At 65.1% G+C, this 14,158-nt stretch carries 12 protein-coding genes; 10 read left to right on the top strand and 2 right to left on the bottom strand.

Going from position 1 to position 14,158, the window contains the following annotated elements; genetic code table 11:
• Positions 1–137: 137 nt before the first annotated feature.
• From rplM to glmM, 3 genes are all read left to right on the top strand, one after another.
• Complete coding sequence (gene rplM, locus LQ788_RS14825) at positions 138–581, top strand: 50S ribosomal protein L13 (RefSeq protein WP_231442236.1); 444 nt, start codon at positions 138–140, stop codon at positions 579–581.
• A 34-nt stretch (positions 582–615) separates the two neighbouring features.
• A complete protein-coding gene (gene rpsI / locus LQ788_RS14820; protein ID WP_231442235.1) occupies positions 616–1,128 on the top strand; it encodes a 30S ribosomal protein S9 in 513 nt (170 codons plus the stop codon).
• Positions 1,129–1,381: 253 nt separating this feature from the next.
• The gene (glmM, locus tag LQ788_RS14815) at positions 1,382–2,734 is read left to right on the top strand and encodes a phosphoglucosamine mutase (protein WP_231442233.1); all 1,353 of its coding nucleotides are present in this window, start codon (positions 1,382–1,384) and stop codon (positions 2,732–2,734) included.
• Positions 2,735–2,897: 163 nt separating this feature from the next.
• Here glmM and LQ788_RS14810 read toward each other — a convergent pair whose 3' ends face one another.
• Both LQ788_RS14810 and coaA read right to left on the bottom strand, forming a co-directional pair.
• Positions 2,898–4,760 (bottom strand): ABC transporter ATP-binding protein, encoded by a 1,863-nt coding sequence (locus LQ788_RS14810; protein WP_231442231.1) that lies wholly within the window; start codon positions 4,758–4,760, stop codon positions 2,898–2,900.
• A 253-nt stretch (positions 4,761–5,013) separates the two neighbouring features.
• Positions 5,014–6,174 (bottom strand): type I pantothenate kinase, encoded by a 1,161-nt coding sequence (coaA, locus tag LQ788_RS14805; protein ID WP_394801312.1) that lies wholly within the window; start codon positions 6,172–6,174, stop codon positions 5,014–5,016.
• On the opposite strand from coaA, the gene glmS reads away from it, so the two are divergent.
• From glmS to tsaB, 7 genes are all read left to right on the top strand, one after another.
• The gene (glmS, locus tag LQ788_RS14800) at positions 6,173–8,047 is read left to right on the top strand and encodes a glutamine--fructose-6-phosphate transaminase (isomerizing) (RefSeq protein WP_231442228.1); all 1,875 of its coding nucleotides are present in this window, start codon (positions 6,173–6,175) and stop codon (positions 8,045–8,047) included. The genes coaA and glmS overlap by 2 nt on opposite strands.
• A 74-nt stretch (positions 8,048–8,121) precedes the next feature.
• Positions 8,122–8,544 (top strand): holo-ACP synthase, encoded by a 423-nt coding sequence (locus tag LQ788_RS14795; RefSeq protein ID WP_231442226.1) that lies wholly within the window; start codon positions 8,122–8,124, stop codon positions 8,542–8,544.
• Between the two features lie 57 nt (positions 8,545–8,601).
• Complete coding sequence (locus LQ788_RS14790; RefSeq protein ID WP_231442224.1) at positions 8,602–9,894, top strand: M20 metallopeptidase family protein; 1,293 nt, start codon at positions 8,602–8,604, stop codon at positions 9,892–9,894.
• A 10-nt stretch (positions 9,895–9,904) separates the two neighbouring features.
• Positions 9,905–11,563, top strand: a complete 1,659-nt coding sequence (locus LQ788_RS14785; protein WP_231442222.1) for an NAD(P)H-hydrate dehydratase — start codon at positions 9,905–9,907, stop codon at positions 11,561–11,563.
• 69 nt (positions 11,564–11,632) lie between these two features.
• Positions 11,633–12,856, top strand: a complete 1,224-nt coding sequence (alr, locus tag LQ788_RS14780) for an alanine racemase (RefSeq protein WP_231442220.1) — start codon at positions 11,633–11,635, stop codon at positions 12,854–12,856.
• A gap of 11 nt (positions 12,857–12,867) precedes the next feature.
• Complete coding sequence (gene tsaE / locus LQ788_RS14775) at positions 12,868–13,470, top strand: tRNA (adenosine(37)-N6)-threonylcarbamoyltransferase complex ATPase subunit type 1 TsaE (protein ID WP_394801311.1); 603 nt, start codon at positions 12,868–12,870, stop codon at positions 13,468–13,470.
• The gene (tsaB, locus tag LQ788_RS14770; RefSeq protein ID WP_231442218.1) at positions 13,467–14,150 is read left to right on the top strand and encodes a tRNA (adenosine(37)-N6)-threonylcarbamoyltransferase complex dimerization subunit type 1 TsaB; all 684 of its coding nucleotides are present in this window, start codon (positions 13,467–13,469) and stop codon (positions 14,148–14,150) included. Before tsaE ends, tsaB begins: the two co-directional genes overlap by 4 nt.
• Positions 14,151–14,158 lie beyond the last annotated feature (8 nt).

The following is a 14,158-nucleotide window of genomic DNA, read 5'->3' as shown; positions in this document are numbered from 1 at the left end:
TGCGTTGCAGGCCCGTAGGTGAGGGGACGATTTCGATGGGCAGACCCGATTCAAGACAACGAGTGCCTTGACTCATCAGACTCACGACCCGATGAGTCATCAGCACTACACCAAGAGATACGAAAAGAAGGCTACTTTTGCGTACGTTCACACCCAAGCCCGGCGATATTGAGCGCCAGTGGCACGTCATTGACGCCACTGACCAGGTGCTCGGTCGTCTTGCTGCCCAGGTTGCACGCCTGTTGCGCGGCAAGCACAAGACCACCTTTGCTCCTCATATCGATACCGGTGACTTCGTCATCATCATCAATGCAGACAAGGTCGCATTGACCGGTGCGAAGCTCGATCAGAAGCGCGCTTACCACCACTCGGGTTACCCGGGCGGTCTGAAGAGCGTCAACTACGCCGAGCTTCTCGCCACCAATCCCGAGCGCGCAGTCGAAAAGGCTGTCGGCGGTATGGTTCCGAAGACTCGTCTCGGACGTGCCCAGATGCAGAAGCTGAAGGTGTACCAGGGTGCCGAGCACCCACACTCCGCTCAGAATCCGCAGCCGTACGAACTCAGCCAGGTCGCGCAGTAAGCGCGCTTGAGCTCTAGACATACCGAGGAGAACCGTGGCTGAAGAAACCACTGCGACAGAATCTGTCGAAGAACCAACCGCAACCGAATACACGTCGGAGACCCCCGAATCCGCAGGCCTGGGCGAACAGACCGCTGGCGGACGTGGACAGTCCCTGACCGCTCCCGGCAACGGAGTCGGCCGTCGCAAGCAGGCAATTGCTCGCGTCCGCCTGATCCCCGGATCCGGTGAATGGACCATCAACGGTCGCACTCTCGAAGAGTACTTCCCGAACAAGCTGCACCAGCAGCTCGTCAACGAGCCCTTCCGTCTCCTGGACCTCGAAGGACGTTTCGACGTCGTCGTGCGCATCTCCGGTGGCGGACCTTCCGGTCAGGCCGGAGCCGTTCGTCTGGGAATCGCCCGTTCGCTCAACCAGATCGACGAAGAGTCGAACCGTGCTGAGCTGAAGAAGGCAGGCTACCTGCGCCGCGACGCACGCGTCCCCGAGCGCAAGAAGGCCGGTCTCAAGAAGGCCCGTAAGGCACCTCAGTTCTCGAAGCGCTGATTCTGCTGTCAGGACTGCGCCTGGTCTGCCGCTGAAGCGCAGTCCTCAACAGTTCAGCTCGATGAACACCGCAATGCGGCCCCGAACCGGATTCGGGGCCGCATTTCGTGCATTCACCCCACTTTCAGGCACTCCCTCGCCCTGACCCAGGCAGCATCATCTCTCACCGATTTCGACCGTCGAACGGTCCGGCACCAACGCCTCGGCGGTGCAATGGACTAATATCGACGGGAAATTGAGGAAAGGACTTTCCATGACACGACTCTTCGGCACTGACGGTGTACGAGGCCTCGCCAATCGCGATATCTCCGCCCGACTGGCACTCCAACTCTCCGTAGCAGGGTCGCGGGTGCTCACCCGCGGGTGGCCAGAAGGCAAACGCCCCTTCGCCGTCGTCGGCCGTGACACGCGTGTCTCCGGTGAGTTCCTCTCCGCAGCGATCTCCGCAGGCATCGCCTCCGCCGGCGTTGATGTCCTCGACGCGGGAATGCTGCCCACTCCCGGCATCGCCAGCGTCGTCGCCGACACGGGCGCCGCCTTCGGCGTCGTCATCTCCGCCTCGCACAACCCCATGCCCGACAACGGCATCAAGTTCTTCGCCGCGGGCGGAACGAAACTCGACGATTCCGTTGAGGACGAGATCCTCGCAATCCTCGATCAGGACTGGGAACGTCCCACCGGCGCCGAGGTGGGTCGCATCTCCCGTTATCCCGCCGCGGCCGATGAGTACACGGAGAAGCTCGTGCGCTCCCTCGATGCCGAGGGCACACGCCCCCTGTCCGGACTCAAGGTCGTCGTCGACTGCGCCCATGGTGCCGCGTCCATCGTCGGCCCCGCCGCCCTGCGCCAGGCCGGCGCCGAGGTCATCGTCTCCGCAGCAGAACCCGATGGCTTCAACATCAACGACGGTGTCGGCTCCACACACCTCGAACCGCTCCAGCGCCTCGTCGTGGAAACCCAGTCCGATCTGGGTGTGGCCTTCGACGGTGACGCCGACCGCTGCCTGGCCGTGGACTCCCTGGGTCGAGTCATCAACGGTGACCAGCTCATGGGCATCCTCGCGATCGGACTCAAGGAACTCGGTGAGCTCAAGGGCAGCACCCTCGTCACCACCGTGATGTCGAACATCGGCCTCAAGCACGCGATGGACAAGTACTCGATTGAGACCGTCCAGACCGCAGTCGGTGACCGCTACGTCCTCGAGCGCATGCTGGCCGACGGCTACGTCCTCGGCGGCGAGCAGTCCGGGCACGTGCTCATGCTCGACCACGGCACGACCGGTGACGGTGTGCAGACGGCGCTGCACCTGATGAAGCGCATGGCCGATTCGAAGCGCACCCTGGCCGACCTCGCCGCGGAGATTCCGCAGCTGCCGCAGGCGCTCGTCAACGTCAAGGGCGTGGACAAGCACGGAGTCGATCACCCGAAGGTGTCGGCCGAAGTCGACGCCGTCGAGGCCGAACTCGAAGGTTCTGGCCGTGTGCTGCTGCGGGCCTCAGGCACCGAGCCGCTGATCCGCGTCATGGTCGAAGCCGAGACCGAAGACATCGCCCAGGCTCAGGCCGAGCGTCTGGCCGCCAACGTGAAGGAACACCTGGGGCTGTAAGCATCAAGCTCGGGTGAGCATCCCTCGAGGGGGAGCACCACTCTAGGGTGAGCAGCCGCCAGGCGACAGAGGCCGCAGACGCTTTCAGCGCTGCGGCCTCTGTCGTGTCTGGGCTGCGTTCGTAGCTGCGCTGTCGGGCTGGACATTACAGCGGTTGCGAGCCTCAGCTCGTGGCGAACTGTGTTTCGTAGAGCTGGGCATAGCGGCCGCTGCGGGCCAACAGTTCCTCATGCGAACCGGACTCGACGATGCGACCGGCTTCGACGACGAGGATCGTATCGGCCTGGCGGATCGTGGACAGCCGGTGGGCGATGACCAGCGCGGTGCGACCGTGCATGGCCTGCGCCAGCGCCTGCTGCACGGCTGCCTCGTTCGTCGAGTCCAGGGCCGAAGTCGCCTCATCGAGGACGACGACTTCCGGGGACGCGAGAAGCATGCGCGCGATCGTCAGCCGCTGACGCTCACCACCGGAGAGTCGGTAGCCGCGCTCACCGATGACCGTGTCCAAACCATCGGGCAGGGTCGCGATGACATTGTGCAGCTGAGCCCGGTCGATGGCCTGATGCAGTTCAGCCTCGGTGGCCTCCGGCTTGACCAGGGCCAGGTTCGAACGAATCGACTCGTGGAAGACATGACCATCCTGAGTCACCACCCCAACCGACTTGCGCAGCGATTCGTAGGACAGCTCACGCACATCCACACCGCCGATGGTGATCGACCCGGAGGTCACGTCGTAGAGGCGGGGCAGGAGTGAGGCGATCGTGGATTTTCCGGCACCCGAAGAGCCGACCAAGGCGACGGTGTGACCGGCCGGGATCGTGAAGTCGAGTGAGTGCAGAACCTCATCCCCGCCCCGGGCATCGAGCACGGAGACGTCCTCGAGGCTGGCGAGGCTGACCTGATCCGCGCTGGGGTAGGCGAAGTCGACATCGGAGAACGTCACGTCCAGGCCGCCCTTCGGCAGTGCCTTCGGGGATTCGGGTTCCTTGATCAGGGGCACCAGGTCGAGGATCTCGAAGACACGCTGGAAGCTGACGACGGCGCTCATGATGTCCAGGCGTGCATTGGCGAGCATGGTCAGAGGAGTGTAGAGCCTGGTCAGCAACAATGCGAGTGTGACGACCTGACCGGCGTTGAGATGGCCGAGGACGGCTTGAGCACCGCCGATGCCGTAGACGAGAGCCAGTGCCAGGGCCGAGACAAGGGTCAGCGAGGACACGAACGTCGACTGCAGCATGGCGACCTTGATGCCGATGTCCCTGACCTGACCGGCACGGTCGGAGAACTCTTCGGACTCGATCTTCGGATTGCCGAAGAGCTTGACCAGAGTCGCGCCCCCGGCGGAGAACCTCTCCGTCATCCGCGTCGACATATCAGCACTGTTCTCCGCCGCTTGGAACTGCAGGGAGGCCAGCTTCCCGCTGAGCAGTCGGGTGGGGATGATGAATAGCGGCAGCAGCAGGATGGACAGCAGTGTGACCTGCCAGGAGATCGTGACCATCACGCCCACGGTCAGCACGAGGGAGACGAAGTTCGACACGATGCCCGACAGGGTGTTGGAGAACGCACGTTGGGCACCGATGACGTCGGTGTTCAGGCGCGAGACCAGTGCGCCCGTTCGGGTGCGGTTGAAGAAGGCGATCGGCATCCTCTGCACATGGTCATAGACAGCGGTGCGCAGATCGAAGATGAGACCCTCTCCGATCTGCGAGGACAGGTACCTGTTGAAGATCGAGATCGCAGCGTCCGCGATCGCCAGGCCTCCGATCGCCACGGCCAGCCAGACGACGGTCGCGACTGGGCCGCCGCCGGTGATCGCGTTGACGACATCGCCGGCCAGCACCGGGTTGAGGACGCCGATGACGGCGGTGCCGACGGACAGTGTGAGGAAGACGATGAGCTTTGCCTTGTGGCGGGTCGCAAACGAGGCGATACGGCGGTAGGTGCCGGGTTTGATCGAGGTCTTCGGGGTCTTCTTGCTCGACACGGAGCTCCACATCACCCTGTGTGCTGACTGCAGACTCATCTCGGCCTCATTTCCTTATGGCGTCCCGTGCGTCTGGGTCGAGGAGACGCACGTGGACACAGTAGTCCTTCGGTTCGAAGTCAGAGCGCAGAATCTGCGCAGCCGTCAAACCATGCACTGAGTGCAACTATCGCAAGTCGAAATCTATTTCCTCAGCGGCACAGATGCGTGCGCACGTGAGCGACCTCACATGCGCGTGGGTGCTGCAACGCGCACGATCAGTGCTCAGTGCTCCGCTCTCAGAGCTCGGAGCTCAGAGCTTGCGCAGCTGGACCTTGCGGATCGTGTGGTCATCTGACTTGTGCAGCACGAGGTCGGCACGACCCCGGCTGGGCTGAACGTTCTCACGCAGATTGGGGAAGTTGATCGAATCCCAGATCTCCGTGGCCAGGGTGACCGCCTCTTCATCATCGAGCTTCGAATAGCGGTGGAAGTAGGAGTCCGTGTCTTGGAAGGCACCGTGCTTGAGCTTGAGGAAGCGGGAGATGTACCACTGGCGGATGTCGCGTGAACGGGCGTCGACGTAGACGGAGAAGTCGAAGTAGTCGCTGATCGACAGCCCCAGGGTGCCGTCGCTGCGGGGTCGGGCGGGCTGGAGGACGTTGAGGCCTTCGACGATGAGGACATCGGGGGAGCGGACAACCACCTCGGCGCCGGGGACGATGTCGTAGGTGTGATGGGAATACACGGGCGCGCGAACCTCGGGGGACCCGGACTTCACAGCGGAGATGAACCGCAGCAGTTTGCGCCGGTCATAGGATTCCGGGAAGCCCTTGCGCCCACCCAGTCGCCTGCGCTCGAGCTCGGCGTTGGGATAGAGGAAGCCGTCGGTGGTGATGAGCTCGACGCGAGGCGTGTCGGGCCACCTGGCCAGCAGTTCGCGCAGAACACGAGCAGTCGTGGACTTGCCGACGGCGACGGACCCGGCCACACCGATGACGAAGGGGGTCCGCTTGGCCTCCTGCGGCTCGAGACCGATCTCGTGCAGCGGGGAGAAGAACTCGCGCGTCATGTCGTGTTTGGCGCGGCGGGCGGAGACGTAGAGGTTGAGCAGTCGCGACAGGGGCAGATAGACCTGAGCCACCTCGTCGAGGTTGATCCGATCGCCCAGGCCGCGCAGACGTTCGATGTCGCGCTGCTTCAGGGGCAGGGGAGTGGCTTGGGCCAGGGTGCCCCAGACGTCCCGATCGAACTCCCAGAACGGGGACGTCGGTTCGACCTCGGGCTTGCGTCCAGTATTGAGGCCGGCCAGGCGTCGCGCGCGGTCAAGAAGTGGGTCGACATGAGACATGGGCACAATTGTGTCATGCGTCATGTCCCCGCCGAACGTCGAGGTGACATTGGGCTCGCCGAGGTGGCACTCGAGCGGGTCGATTCCGCGTTTCTTGACTCGACTGCGTAAAATTCCACTCATGTGTGGAATCGTTGGTTATGTATCCAAGGCAGACGTTGACAATGCTGATCACTCGGCGCTCGATGTGGTGCTCAGCGGGCTGAAGCGGCTCGAATATCGGGGCTATGACTCTGCCGGAGTCGCCCTTGTCACTCCTGCCGGTGATCTGGAGACCGCGAAGAAGGCAGGCAAGCTCTCGGCACTGACCGATGAGCTCGCAGCCAACCCGCTGCCGAAGGCACAGACCGGAATCGGCCACACCCGCTGGGCCACCCACGGTGGACCGACGGATCTCAACGCCCACCCGCATGTCGCCGACGGCGGAAAGCTTGCCCTGATCCACAACGGCATCATCGAGAACTTCGCTCAGCTCAAGCGCGACCTCACCGCCGAGGGCGTTGAGTTCCAGTCCGAGACCGACACCGAGGTGGCTGCGGCTCAGCTGGCCAAGAACTTCCAGTCAACCGGTGACCTGACGCAGGCCATGCGCGTGACCGCCACCCAGCTCGAAGGCGCCTTCACCCTCCTGGCCGTCCACGCCGACGCTCCCGGACAGGTCGTCGCCGCCCGCCGCAACTCACCCCTGGTCATCGGCCTGGGCGAAGGCGAGAACTTCCTCGGCTCCGACGTCGCCGCCTTCATCGACTACACTCGCACCGCCGTCGAGATCGGCCAGGACCAGGTCGTGACCATCACCCCGGATTCCGTGGTCATCACGGACAACGACGGCCACGAGGTCGACGGAGTTGAGTACCAGGTCGACTGGGATGCCGCCGCTGCTGAAAAGGGCGGATTCCCCTCCTTCATGGACAAGGAGATCCACGACCAGCCGCAGGCCATCGCGGATACCCTGCTGGGTCGCCTCGACATCGACGGCAAGCTCACCCTCGATGAGATGCACATCGACGAGACCGTGCTCAAGACCATCGACAAGATCGTCGTCATCGCCTGCGGCACCGCCGCCTACGCCGGCCAAGTCGCCAAATACGCGATCGAACACTGGTGCCGCGTGCCCGTCGAGGTCGAACTCGCCCACGAGTTCCGCTACCGCGATCCCGTGGTCAACGAGAAGACCCTCGTCGTCGCGATCTCCCAGTCGGGAGAGACCATGGACACGACCATGGCCGTGCGCCACGCACGTCAGCAGGGTGCGAAGGTCATCGCCATCTGCAACACCTTCGGCTCGACCATTCCGCGCGAATCCGACGCCGCCCTGTACACGCACGCGGGTCCGGAGATCGCGGTCGCCTCGACGAAGGCCTTCCTCTCACAGGTCGTGGCCTGCTACCTGCTGGGCCTCTACCTGGCGCAGCTGCGCGGCAACAAGTTCCGCGACGAGATCACCACCATCCTCGAAGAGCTGCAGACCATTCCCGAGAAGGTCCAGAGCATCCTCGACAACGGCAAGCAGCAGGTGCTCGACCTTGCCCGTCGTAACCAGGACGTCGACTCCGTACTGTTCCTGGGCCGCCACGTGGGCTTCCCCGTGGCCATGGAGGGTGCACTCAAGCTCAAGGAACTCGCCTACATCCACGCCGAGGGCTTTGCCGCCGGTGAGCTCAAGCACGGGCCGATCGCGCTCATCGACGACGGCCAGCTGGTCATCATCGTCGTGCCGTCCAAGCGCGGCCGTGATTCGCTGCATGCCAAGGTCATCTCGAACATCCAGGAAGTCCGGGCCCGCGGTGCCAACACCGTGGTCATCGCTGAGGAGGGGGATGAGGAGGTCCGCGAGTTCGCCTCAGAGGTCATCTACGTTCCCCAGACGACAACGCTCATGGCGCCGCTGCTGACGACGGTTCCGCTGCAGATCTTCGCGATGGAACTGGCCACGGCCAAGGGCCTCGACGTGGATCAGCCGCGTAACCTCGCCAAGTCCGTGACCGTGGAGTAAGCAGACCACGACGAGCCGAGCACGCGTCCCGGGCGGATGCGTGCCCGGCACAGTCAGTCTGAAAGGGGAGAGATATGGCGATTCTGGGAATCGGAACCGACATCGCCGATGTGCCGCGCTTCGCCGAGCACATCGAGCGGGTCCCCGAACTCCTCGACCGTCTGCTCACCCCTGCCGAACAGCTCAAGCGCAACGGCAAACGTCGGACGGATGCCTCCTTGGCTGCGAGGTTCTCCGCCAAGGAGGCCCTGAAGAAGGCCATCGGCTTCCCCGGATGGCTGCCCTGGCAATCCGCCGAGGTGGTCCCTGCCAGGTCCGGTGCCCCCTCATTCCGCCTGCGGGGTCTCGTGCTCGAACACTTCCACCGCATCGGCGCCACGAACATCCACCTCTCCATCACCCATGATGCGAACCTCACCATGACCTTCGTCATCGTCGAAGGCGAAGGCCCATCGCTGAGTCCCGGCGTGGAATGGGGCGCGGAGCACTTCGGGTAAGTCGATGGCTTCCGGACTTGGGCACCACCTCGGCGCGGTCGGCAATAGACTCAGACCATGAGCTCTCCTTCCGACACCGACACTTCCCACACCGACGCCTCCTCAGTTGAGTCGACTGCCCTCGACATCCACCTCCCCACCACCGAGGATGCCGCAGACATCGCAGACGGCCTTGTGACTCTGCGTCGGGCACTGCATGAGAACGCCGAGGTGGGGCTTGACCTGCCGATTACCCAGAAGCTCGTCCTCGACGCCATCGAAGGCCTCGACATCGAGGTGACGAAGGGCAACGGACTCTCCTCGCTCGTCGTCGTCCTCCGCGGCGGCCAGCGCGCCGAAGATTCGACCGGCGTCGTCCCCGCGGTGCTGCTGCGCGGAGACATGGACGGCCTGCCCGTGCCCGAGGCGACAGGCTTCGACTTCGCGGCCACGACCGGGCGGATGCACGCCTGCGGACACGACCTGCACACGGCCGGACTGGTCGGTGCCCTCAAACTCCTCCACCGTGACCGCGAATCCCTGCCCGGTGACGTCGTCTTCATGTTCCAGCCCGGGGAAGAGGGCTACGACGGGGCTGGGAAGATGATCGAGGCGGGCGTCCTCGACGCCGCGGGGCCCAGGGTGAAGGCCGCCTTCGGCATCCACGTCTCCGCAGACCAGGACCTTGGCGTCGCCTACTGCCGCCGCGGATCCTACATGGCCGCGTTTTCGAAGATGACCATCACCGTCCGCGGCAAAGGCACCCATGCCTCCCGCCCCGCGACGGGCCGCGACCCCATCCAGGTCGGTGCGATGCTGGTGGGCCAGCTGCAGGAGTATGTGACCCGACGCTTCGACATCTTCGACCCCCTGGTCATCACCGTCGGCCAGTTCAACGGCGGCACCGCCCCGAATGTCATCCCCGACTTCGCGCAGCTCGTCGTCAGCGTCCGCACCTTCTCCGACGAGGTCACCACTCGCGCCGAGGCGGAGCTCCCACAGCTGGTCACCGAACTGGTCGCCGCCCACGGACTCGAAGCTGAGGTCGACTACGAGCGAGTTCTGCCGCCGACGATCAACAATGATGAAGAAGCTGACTTCTTCCTCGAGACCTTCGCCGACCTCTTCGGCACCGACCGCGCTGTGGTCCGCCCGAACCCGATCCCCGGGTCCGAGGACTTCTCCCGCGTGCTCGAACAGGTCCCCGGCGCATACGGTCACTTCGGTGTGGCACTGCCGAACCTGCCCGTCGAGGAGCGTGAAGCCAACCATTCGCCCCGGGCTCGTCACAGCGACGAGGGCCTGGCCGATCAGGCACTGTTCCTGGCGCATCTGGCCGGTCGGAAACTCGCCCGCCTGGCCCAGGAATGAGGAGGCGCTGATGTCAGTCTTCGCCTACCCCACCACGGTCATCCGTGAGGCCGAACGCCCTCTCCTCGAGGCAGGCGTCGACCTCATGGCCCGCGCTTCTCGCGCCCTGGCCCACTTCTGCGCCGATGTGCTGCGAGAGTCGCGGGGCCAGCTCTTCGGCTCCAGAGTGTGCGTGCTCGTCGGTCCGGGCAACAACGCCGGGGACGCGCTCTTCGCCGCCGCAGCGCTGGCCAGGCGCGGGGCTCACATCACCGTGGTCACACTCTTCGACCACACCCACGAGGAGGGCCTGGCCGCGGCCCGCCGAGCCGGCGCCAGCGTCATCGACCTCCCGAAGCCGGACGAGACTGCAGATCCGCCCGCCGAGGTGGCCGATGGAGTGCACGCCAGTGAACTTCGCGCCTCTGAACTCCGTGCCGATGCGCTGCGGGAACTCTCCCGATCAGATCTCGTCCTCGACGGCATCCTCGGCATCGGGGGCCGTCCCGGACTGCCCGAACACATCGCCTCCCTCATCCGCGACTGGCGACACTCCACCGGCACCAGCCGAACCGCAAGCGCGGGTCGCAGCACCGGCACGCGCCAGGCCGCAAGCACCGGCACGCGCACCACTCACACGGTCATCGCCGTCGACGTTCCCTCCGACCTGTCACCGGTCGAATCCGGTGCCGCGGACAGGATCCACGCCGATCACACCGTGACCTTCGGCGGCCTCAAAACCGATCTGATCGACCCCCGTGTCACCGCATTCACCGGCACGGTCCACCTCGTCGACATCGGACTCGACCTCGACGAGAACCAGGCCACCGCCGCAGTCGTCGACACCGATGACCTCAATGCGGACTTCCCCCGCCCACAGCCCGAGGGCCACAAATACACCCGCGGAGTCGTCGGCATCCTCGCCGGGTCCGAGGAGTACCCGGGAGCGGGAGTGCTGACGACCACCTCGGCGGTCAACTGCGGTGTCGGCATGGTCCGGTCCCTGGGGTCCCAGATGGTCGCCGAATACGTCATCGGCCTCCACGCCGAGGTCGTCACCGCCTCAGGCAGGATGAACGCCGTGGTCATGGGCCCAGGCAACCCGGAAGACGAATACATCCACGACTGCGTCGACGAGTTGGCGAACACGAACGTTCCCGTCGTCCTCGACGCCGGGGCCCTCGACATGGTCGGCCGCGCAGAATCGGTCAAAGGCACATGGCTGGCCGAACGGCCCGTCGTCCTCACCCCGCACGCGGGTGAACTGGCACGACTGCTCAGCCGCCTCCTCGGCGAGATCATCACCTCGAGCCGAATCACCGCCGACCCCATCGGCTGGGCTCAGCGCGCAGCGCAGTCCAGCGGCTGCATCGTCTTACTCAAGGGCCACCAGACCGTCATCGCCGCCCCCGACGGGTTCTTCGTGCTCCCCGAGACCGGTCCGGCCAGCCTGGCCACCGCCGGGTCTGGGGACGTGCTGGCCGGGATCCTCGGCGCCCTGGTTGCGACCTTCCACGCCAAGAGCCAACATGAGGCACCGCTTGCGGAACGCGAACTGGCCCACATCGTCGGACTCGGTGTGCTGGTGCACAATGCTGCGGGGCGACGGGCGGTCAATGCAGGGGCCTTGGTCGATGCCGTCGCCGAGGTGGCAGGGGAGCTCATCCTCGCCGGCTGCCTGATCGAGTGAGCAGCTCCTTGAACGAGTCAGCGGGTCCCAGACGGAATGAACGGTGACGGTCCACGGTATTCTTATCCAGTGACATCAACCGATTCCTCAGGGGCACTGGTCAGGGCCGAGATCGATGTGGCCGCACTGCGGGCCAACGCCGCGGCCCTCGCGAAGCGGCTCGCACCTGCCCGCCTCAAATGCGTCGTCAAGGCCAACGCCTACGGACACGGCATCGACATCGTCGCCCCGGCGCTCTTCGCCGCCGGATGGCGCGACTTCTGCGTGGCCACGATCGCCGAGGCGCTGCACCTGCGCGAACTGCTCGGCGAAGACGTCACCATCACGGCCTGGCTGTATGGGCCCACTACCGACCTCGATGCGGCCGTCGCTGCCGGAATCGAACTCGGTGTGTCCACCGTGGACAGCCTCGAGAGACTGCGCGACGCCGCTCGCCGCACGAACACCACTGCCCATCTTCACCTCAAGGTCGACACGGGGCTGGGCCGCAACGGCCTGGCTCCCGCAGACTGGAAGCGGGCGCTGGAGACGTTGAAGGGCCTGGGCGCCCGGCACGAGTCGGACGGAGCCGACGCGAGTGCGACCGCCCCGGGTCTTGAAATCGTGGGCATCATGAGCCACTACGCCGTCGCCGACGAACCCGAACGCGTCGAGACCGCGCAGCAGACGCAGATCTTCGACTCGGCCCACCGGGAACTTACGGCGGTGCTCGACGGAGCCCAGGGCCGCCTCGGCGAATCGGAGCGGCTCGAGGTCCACATTGCGAACTCACCGGCCGCGCTGACGCTCTCACCGTTCCCGGGCACCTCGGCGCGGGTGGGTCTGTCCCTCTACGGACTCTCTCCGCTGGGCGATCAGACCTCGCAGGATCTGGGTCTGGTGCCGGCGATGCGACTGGTCTCCCAGGTCATCAACCTCAAGGACATCCCCACCGGTCACGGCGCATCGTATGGGCTCACGTTCACGGCCGCGGCCGATACCCGCTTCGCCCTGGTGCCCGGCGGCTACGGCGATGGGATCGCGCGGTCGGCATCGAACAGGGCCGAGGTCTCCATCCGCGGCACTCGGTATCCCGTCGTCGGGCGCATCGCGATGGATCAGATGATCATCGAAGTCGGTGCCGGTGAAGTCGCCATCGGCGATGAGGTCGTCATCTTCGGCCCCGATGGTCCCAGTGCCGCCGAATGGGGCGAGTGGGCCGACACGATCAACTACGAGATCGTCACCCGTATCAGCGAACGCGTCGACCGCGTGGAAATCGAACCGCAGCCTGACGCAGGTGTGGGTCTGTGATGAAGCTTCAGGTGACATCACTGGACCAGATGAAGGCCTTCGCCGAAGCGCTCGCCGGGCACCTGCGGGCAGGTGATCTCCTCATCCTCAGCGGCAACCTCGGCGCGGGGAAGACGACGTTCACCCAGTCGCTGGGGCGGGCCCTGGGGGTCACCGGGCGCATCACCTCACCCACCTTCGTCATCGCCCGCGAACATCCCTCGAGCGGGGACGGCCCCGCTCTCGTCCACGTTGATGCCTACCGGCTCTCCGACGCCGAGGAGCTGGGGGATCTTGATCTGGACTCGGAGCTCGAGGAGTCGATCACCGTCGTCGAATGGGGTGCTGGCCTCGCCGAACAGCTGAGCTCCGACTACCTCGGCGTGACGATCACGCCGATGTTCGACCTCGCGGCTGACGTGGCAGATACGGTGTACACCGGCGAAGACGACTCTGACGAGGACGACGAGGCTGATGAGGACGAACGGCGCCTTGTCGAACTCCACGGCCACGGCAGCACGTGGGATGCACGGCTACGACAGGTCGGTGACTCGCTCCGTGCCCTGGGCGGTGCGGTGGAGATGAGCGAACTCGACGGATCAGACGGATCCGCCGATCAGGAGGACAAGCAGTGATCATACTCAGCATCGATACCTCCCAGGCCGCATCGGTGGCCCTGGTCGACACCGATTCGGGAACCGTACTGGCGGCAGAACAAGCCGATGACCAGCGCAGACACGTCGAGTTCATCGGTCCGGCACTGGCCAGCGTGCTCGCGCATCCGGCACAGCCCGAACTCGTCGTCACCGGAATCGGTCCCGGCCCATTCACCGGACTGCGGGTGGGCATCGCTGCGGGAATCGCCGTCGGTCAGGCCCGCGGAATCCCGGTCAAGGGACTCCTCTCGCAGGCCGCGCTCGCCGAAGAACTGCGTCGAAGCGACGCTCGAGGCACCGGACCGGTGCTCATCGCCGCGGACGCACGACGCAAGGAAGTCTATTTCAGCGTCTACGACAGCTCGGAAGCCTCGCTGCAGGCCGGACCCTTCGTCGCCAAGCCTGCCGAGGTCGATGATGTCCTGAGCGTAGCCGGCCAGACGACGATCAGTGCTCGCCTCGGTCGCGGTTTCCTTCTCTATCCCGAGGTCCTCGGGCAATCCAGTGTCCCGACCATCGTCGACCCACGTGCCGAATACCTTGCCTTCGCAGCAGCCAGAGAGATCGCAGCAGGTCGTGAGCTCGTCGAGCCGGTTCCCGAATACCTGCGCGAGCCCGATGCCAAATCGACGCCGGTGCGCGAGAGCACTTTGAAATGACCGCAGAG

It is taken from the genome of Brevibacterium zhoupengii (genome assembly GCF_021117425.1).
GTDB classification, from domain to species: domain Bacteria; phylum Actinomycetota; class Actinomycetes; order Actinomycetales; family Brevibacteriaceae; genus Brevibacterium; species Brevibacterium zhoupengii.
Note: the sequence above shows the minus strand (reverse complement) of the source record. Positions and strands in the feature narration are given on the sequence as shown.

Excerpts from the sequence above, each read along its gene's own strand:
- LQ788_RS14790 (WP_231442224.1), top strand. The coding sequence starts at position 8,602 with ATGAGCTCTCCTTCCGACACCGACACTTCCCACACCGACGCCTCCTCA.
- glmS (WP_231442228.1), top strand. The coding sequence starts at position 6,173 with ATGTGTGGAATCGTTGGTTATGTATCCAAGGCAGACGTTGACAATGCT.
- glmM (WP_231442233.1), top strand. The coding sequence starts at position 1,382 with ATGACACGACTCTTCGGCACTGACGGTGTACGAGGCCTCGCCAATCGC.
- LQ788_RS14785 (WP_231442222.1), top strand. The coding sequence starts at position 9,905 with ATGTCAGTCTTCGCCTACCCCACCACGGTCATCCGTGAGGCCGAACGC.
- LQ788_RS14810 (WP_231442231.1), bottom strand. The coding sequence starts at position 4,760 with ATGAGTCTGCAGTCAGCACACAGGGTGATGTGGAGCTCCGTGTCGAGC.
- LQ788_RS14795 (WP_231442226.1), top strand. The coding sequence starts at position 8,122 with ATGGCGATTCTGGGAATCGGAACCGACATCGCCGATGTGCCGCGCTTC.
- coaA (WP_394801312.1), bottom strand. The coding sequence starts at position 6,174 with ATGAGTGGAATTTTACGCAGTCGAGTCAAGAAACGCGGAATCGACCCG.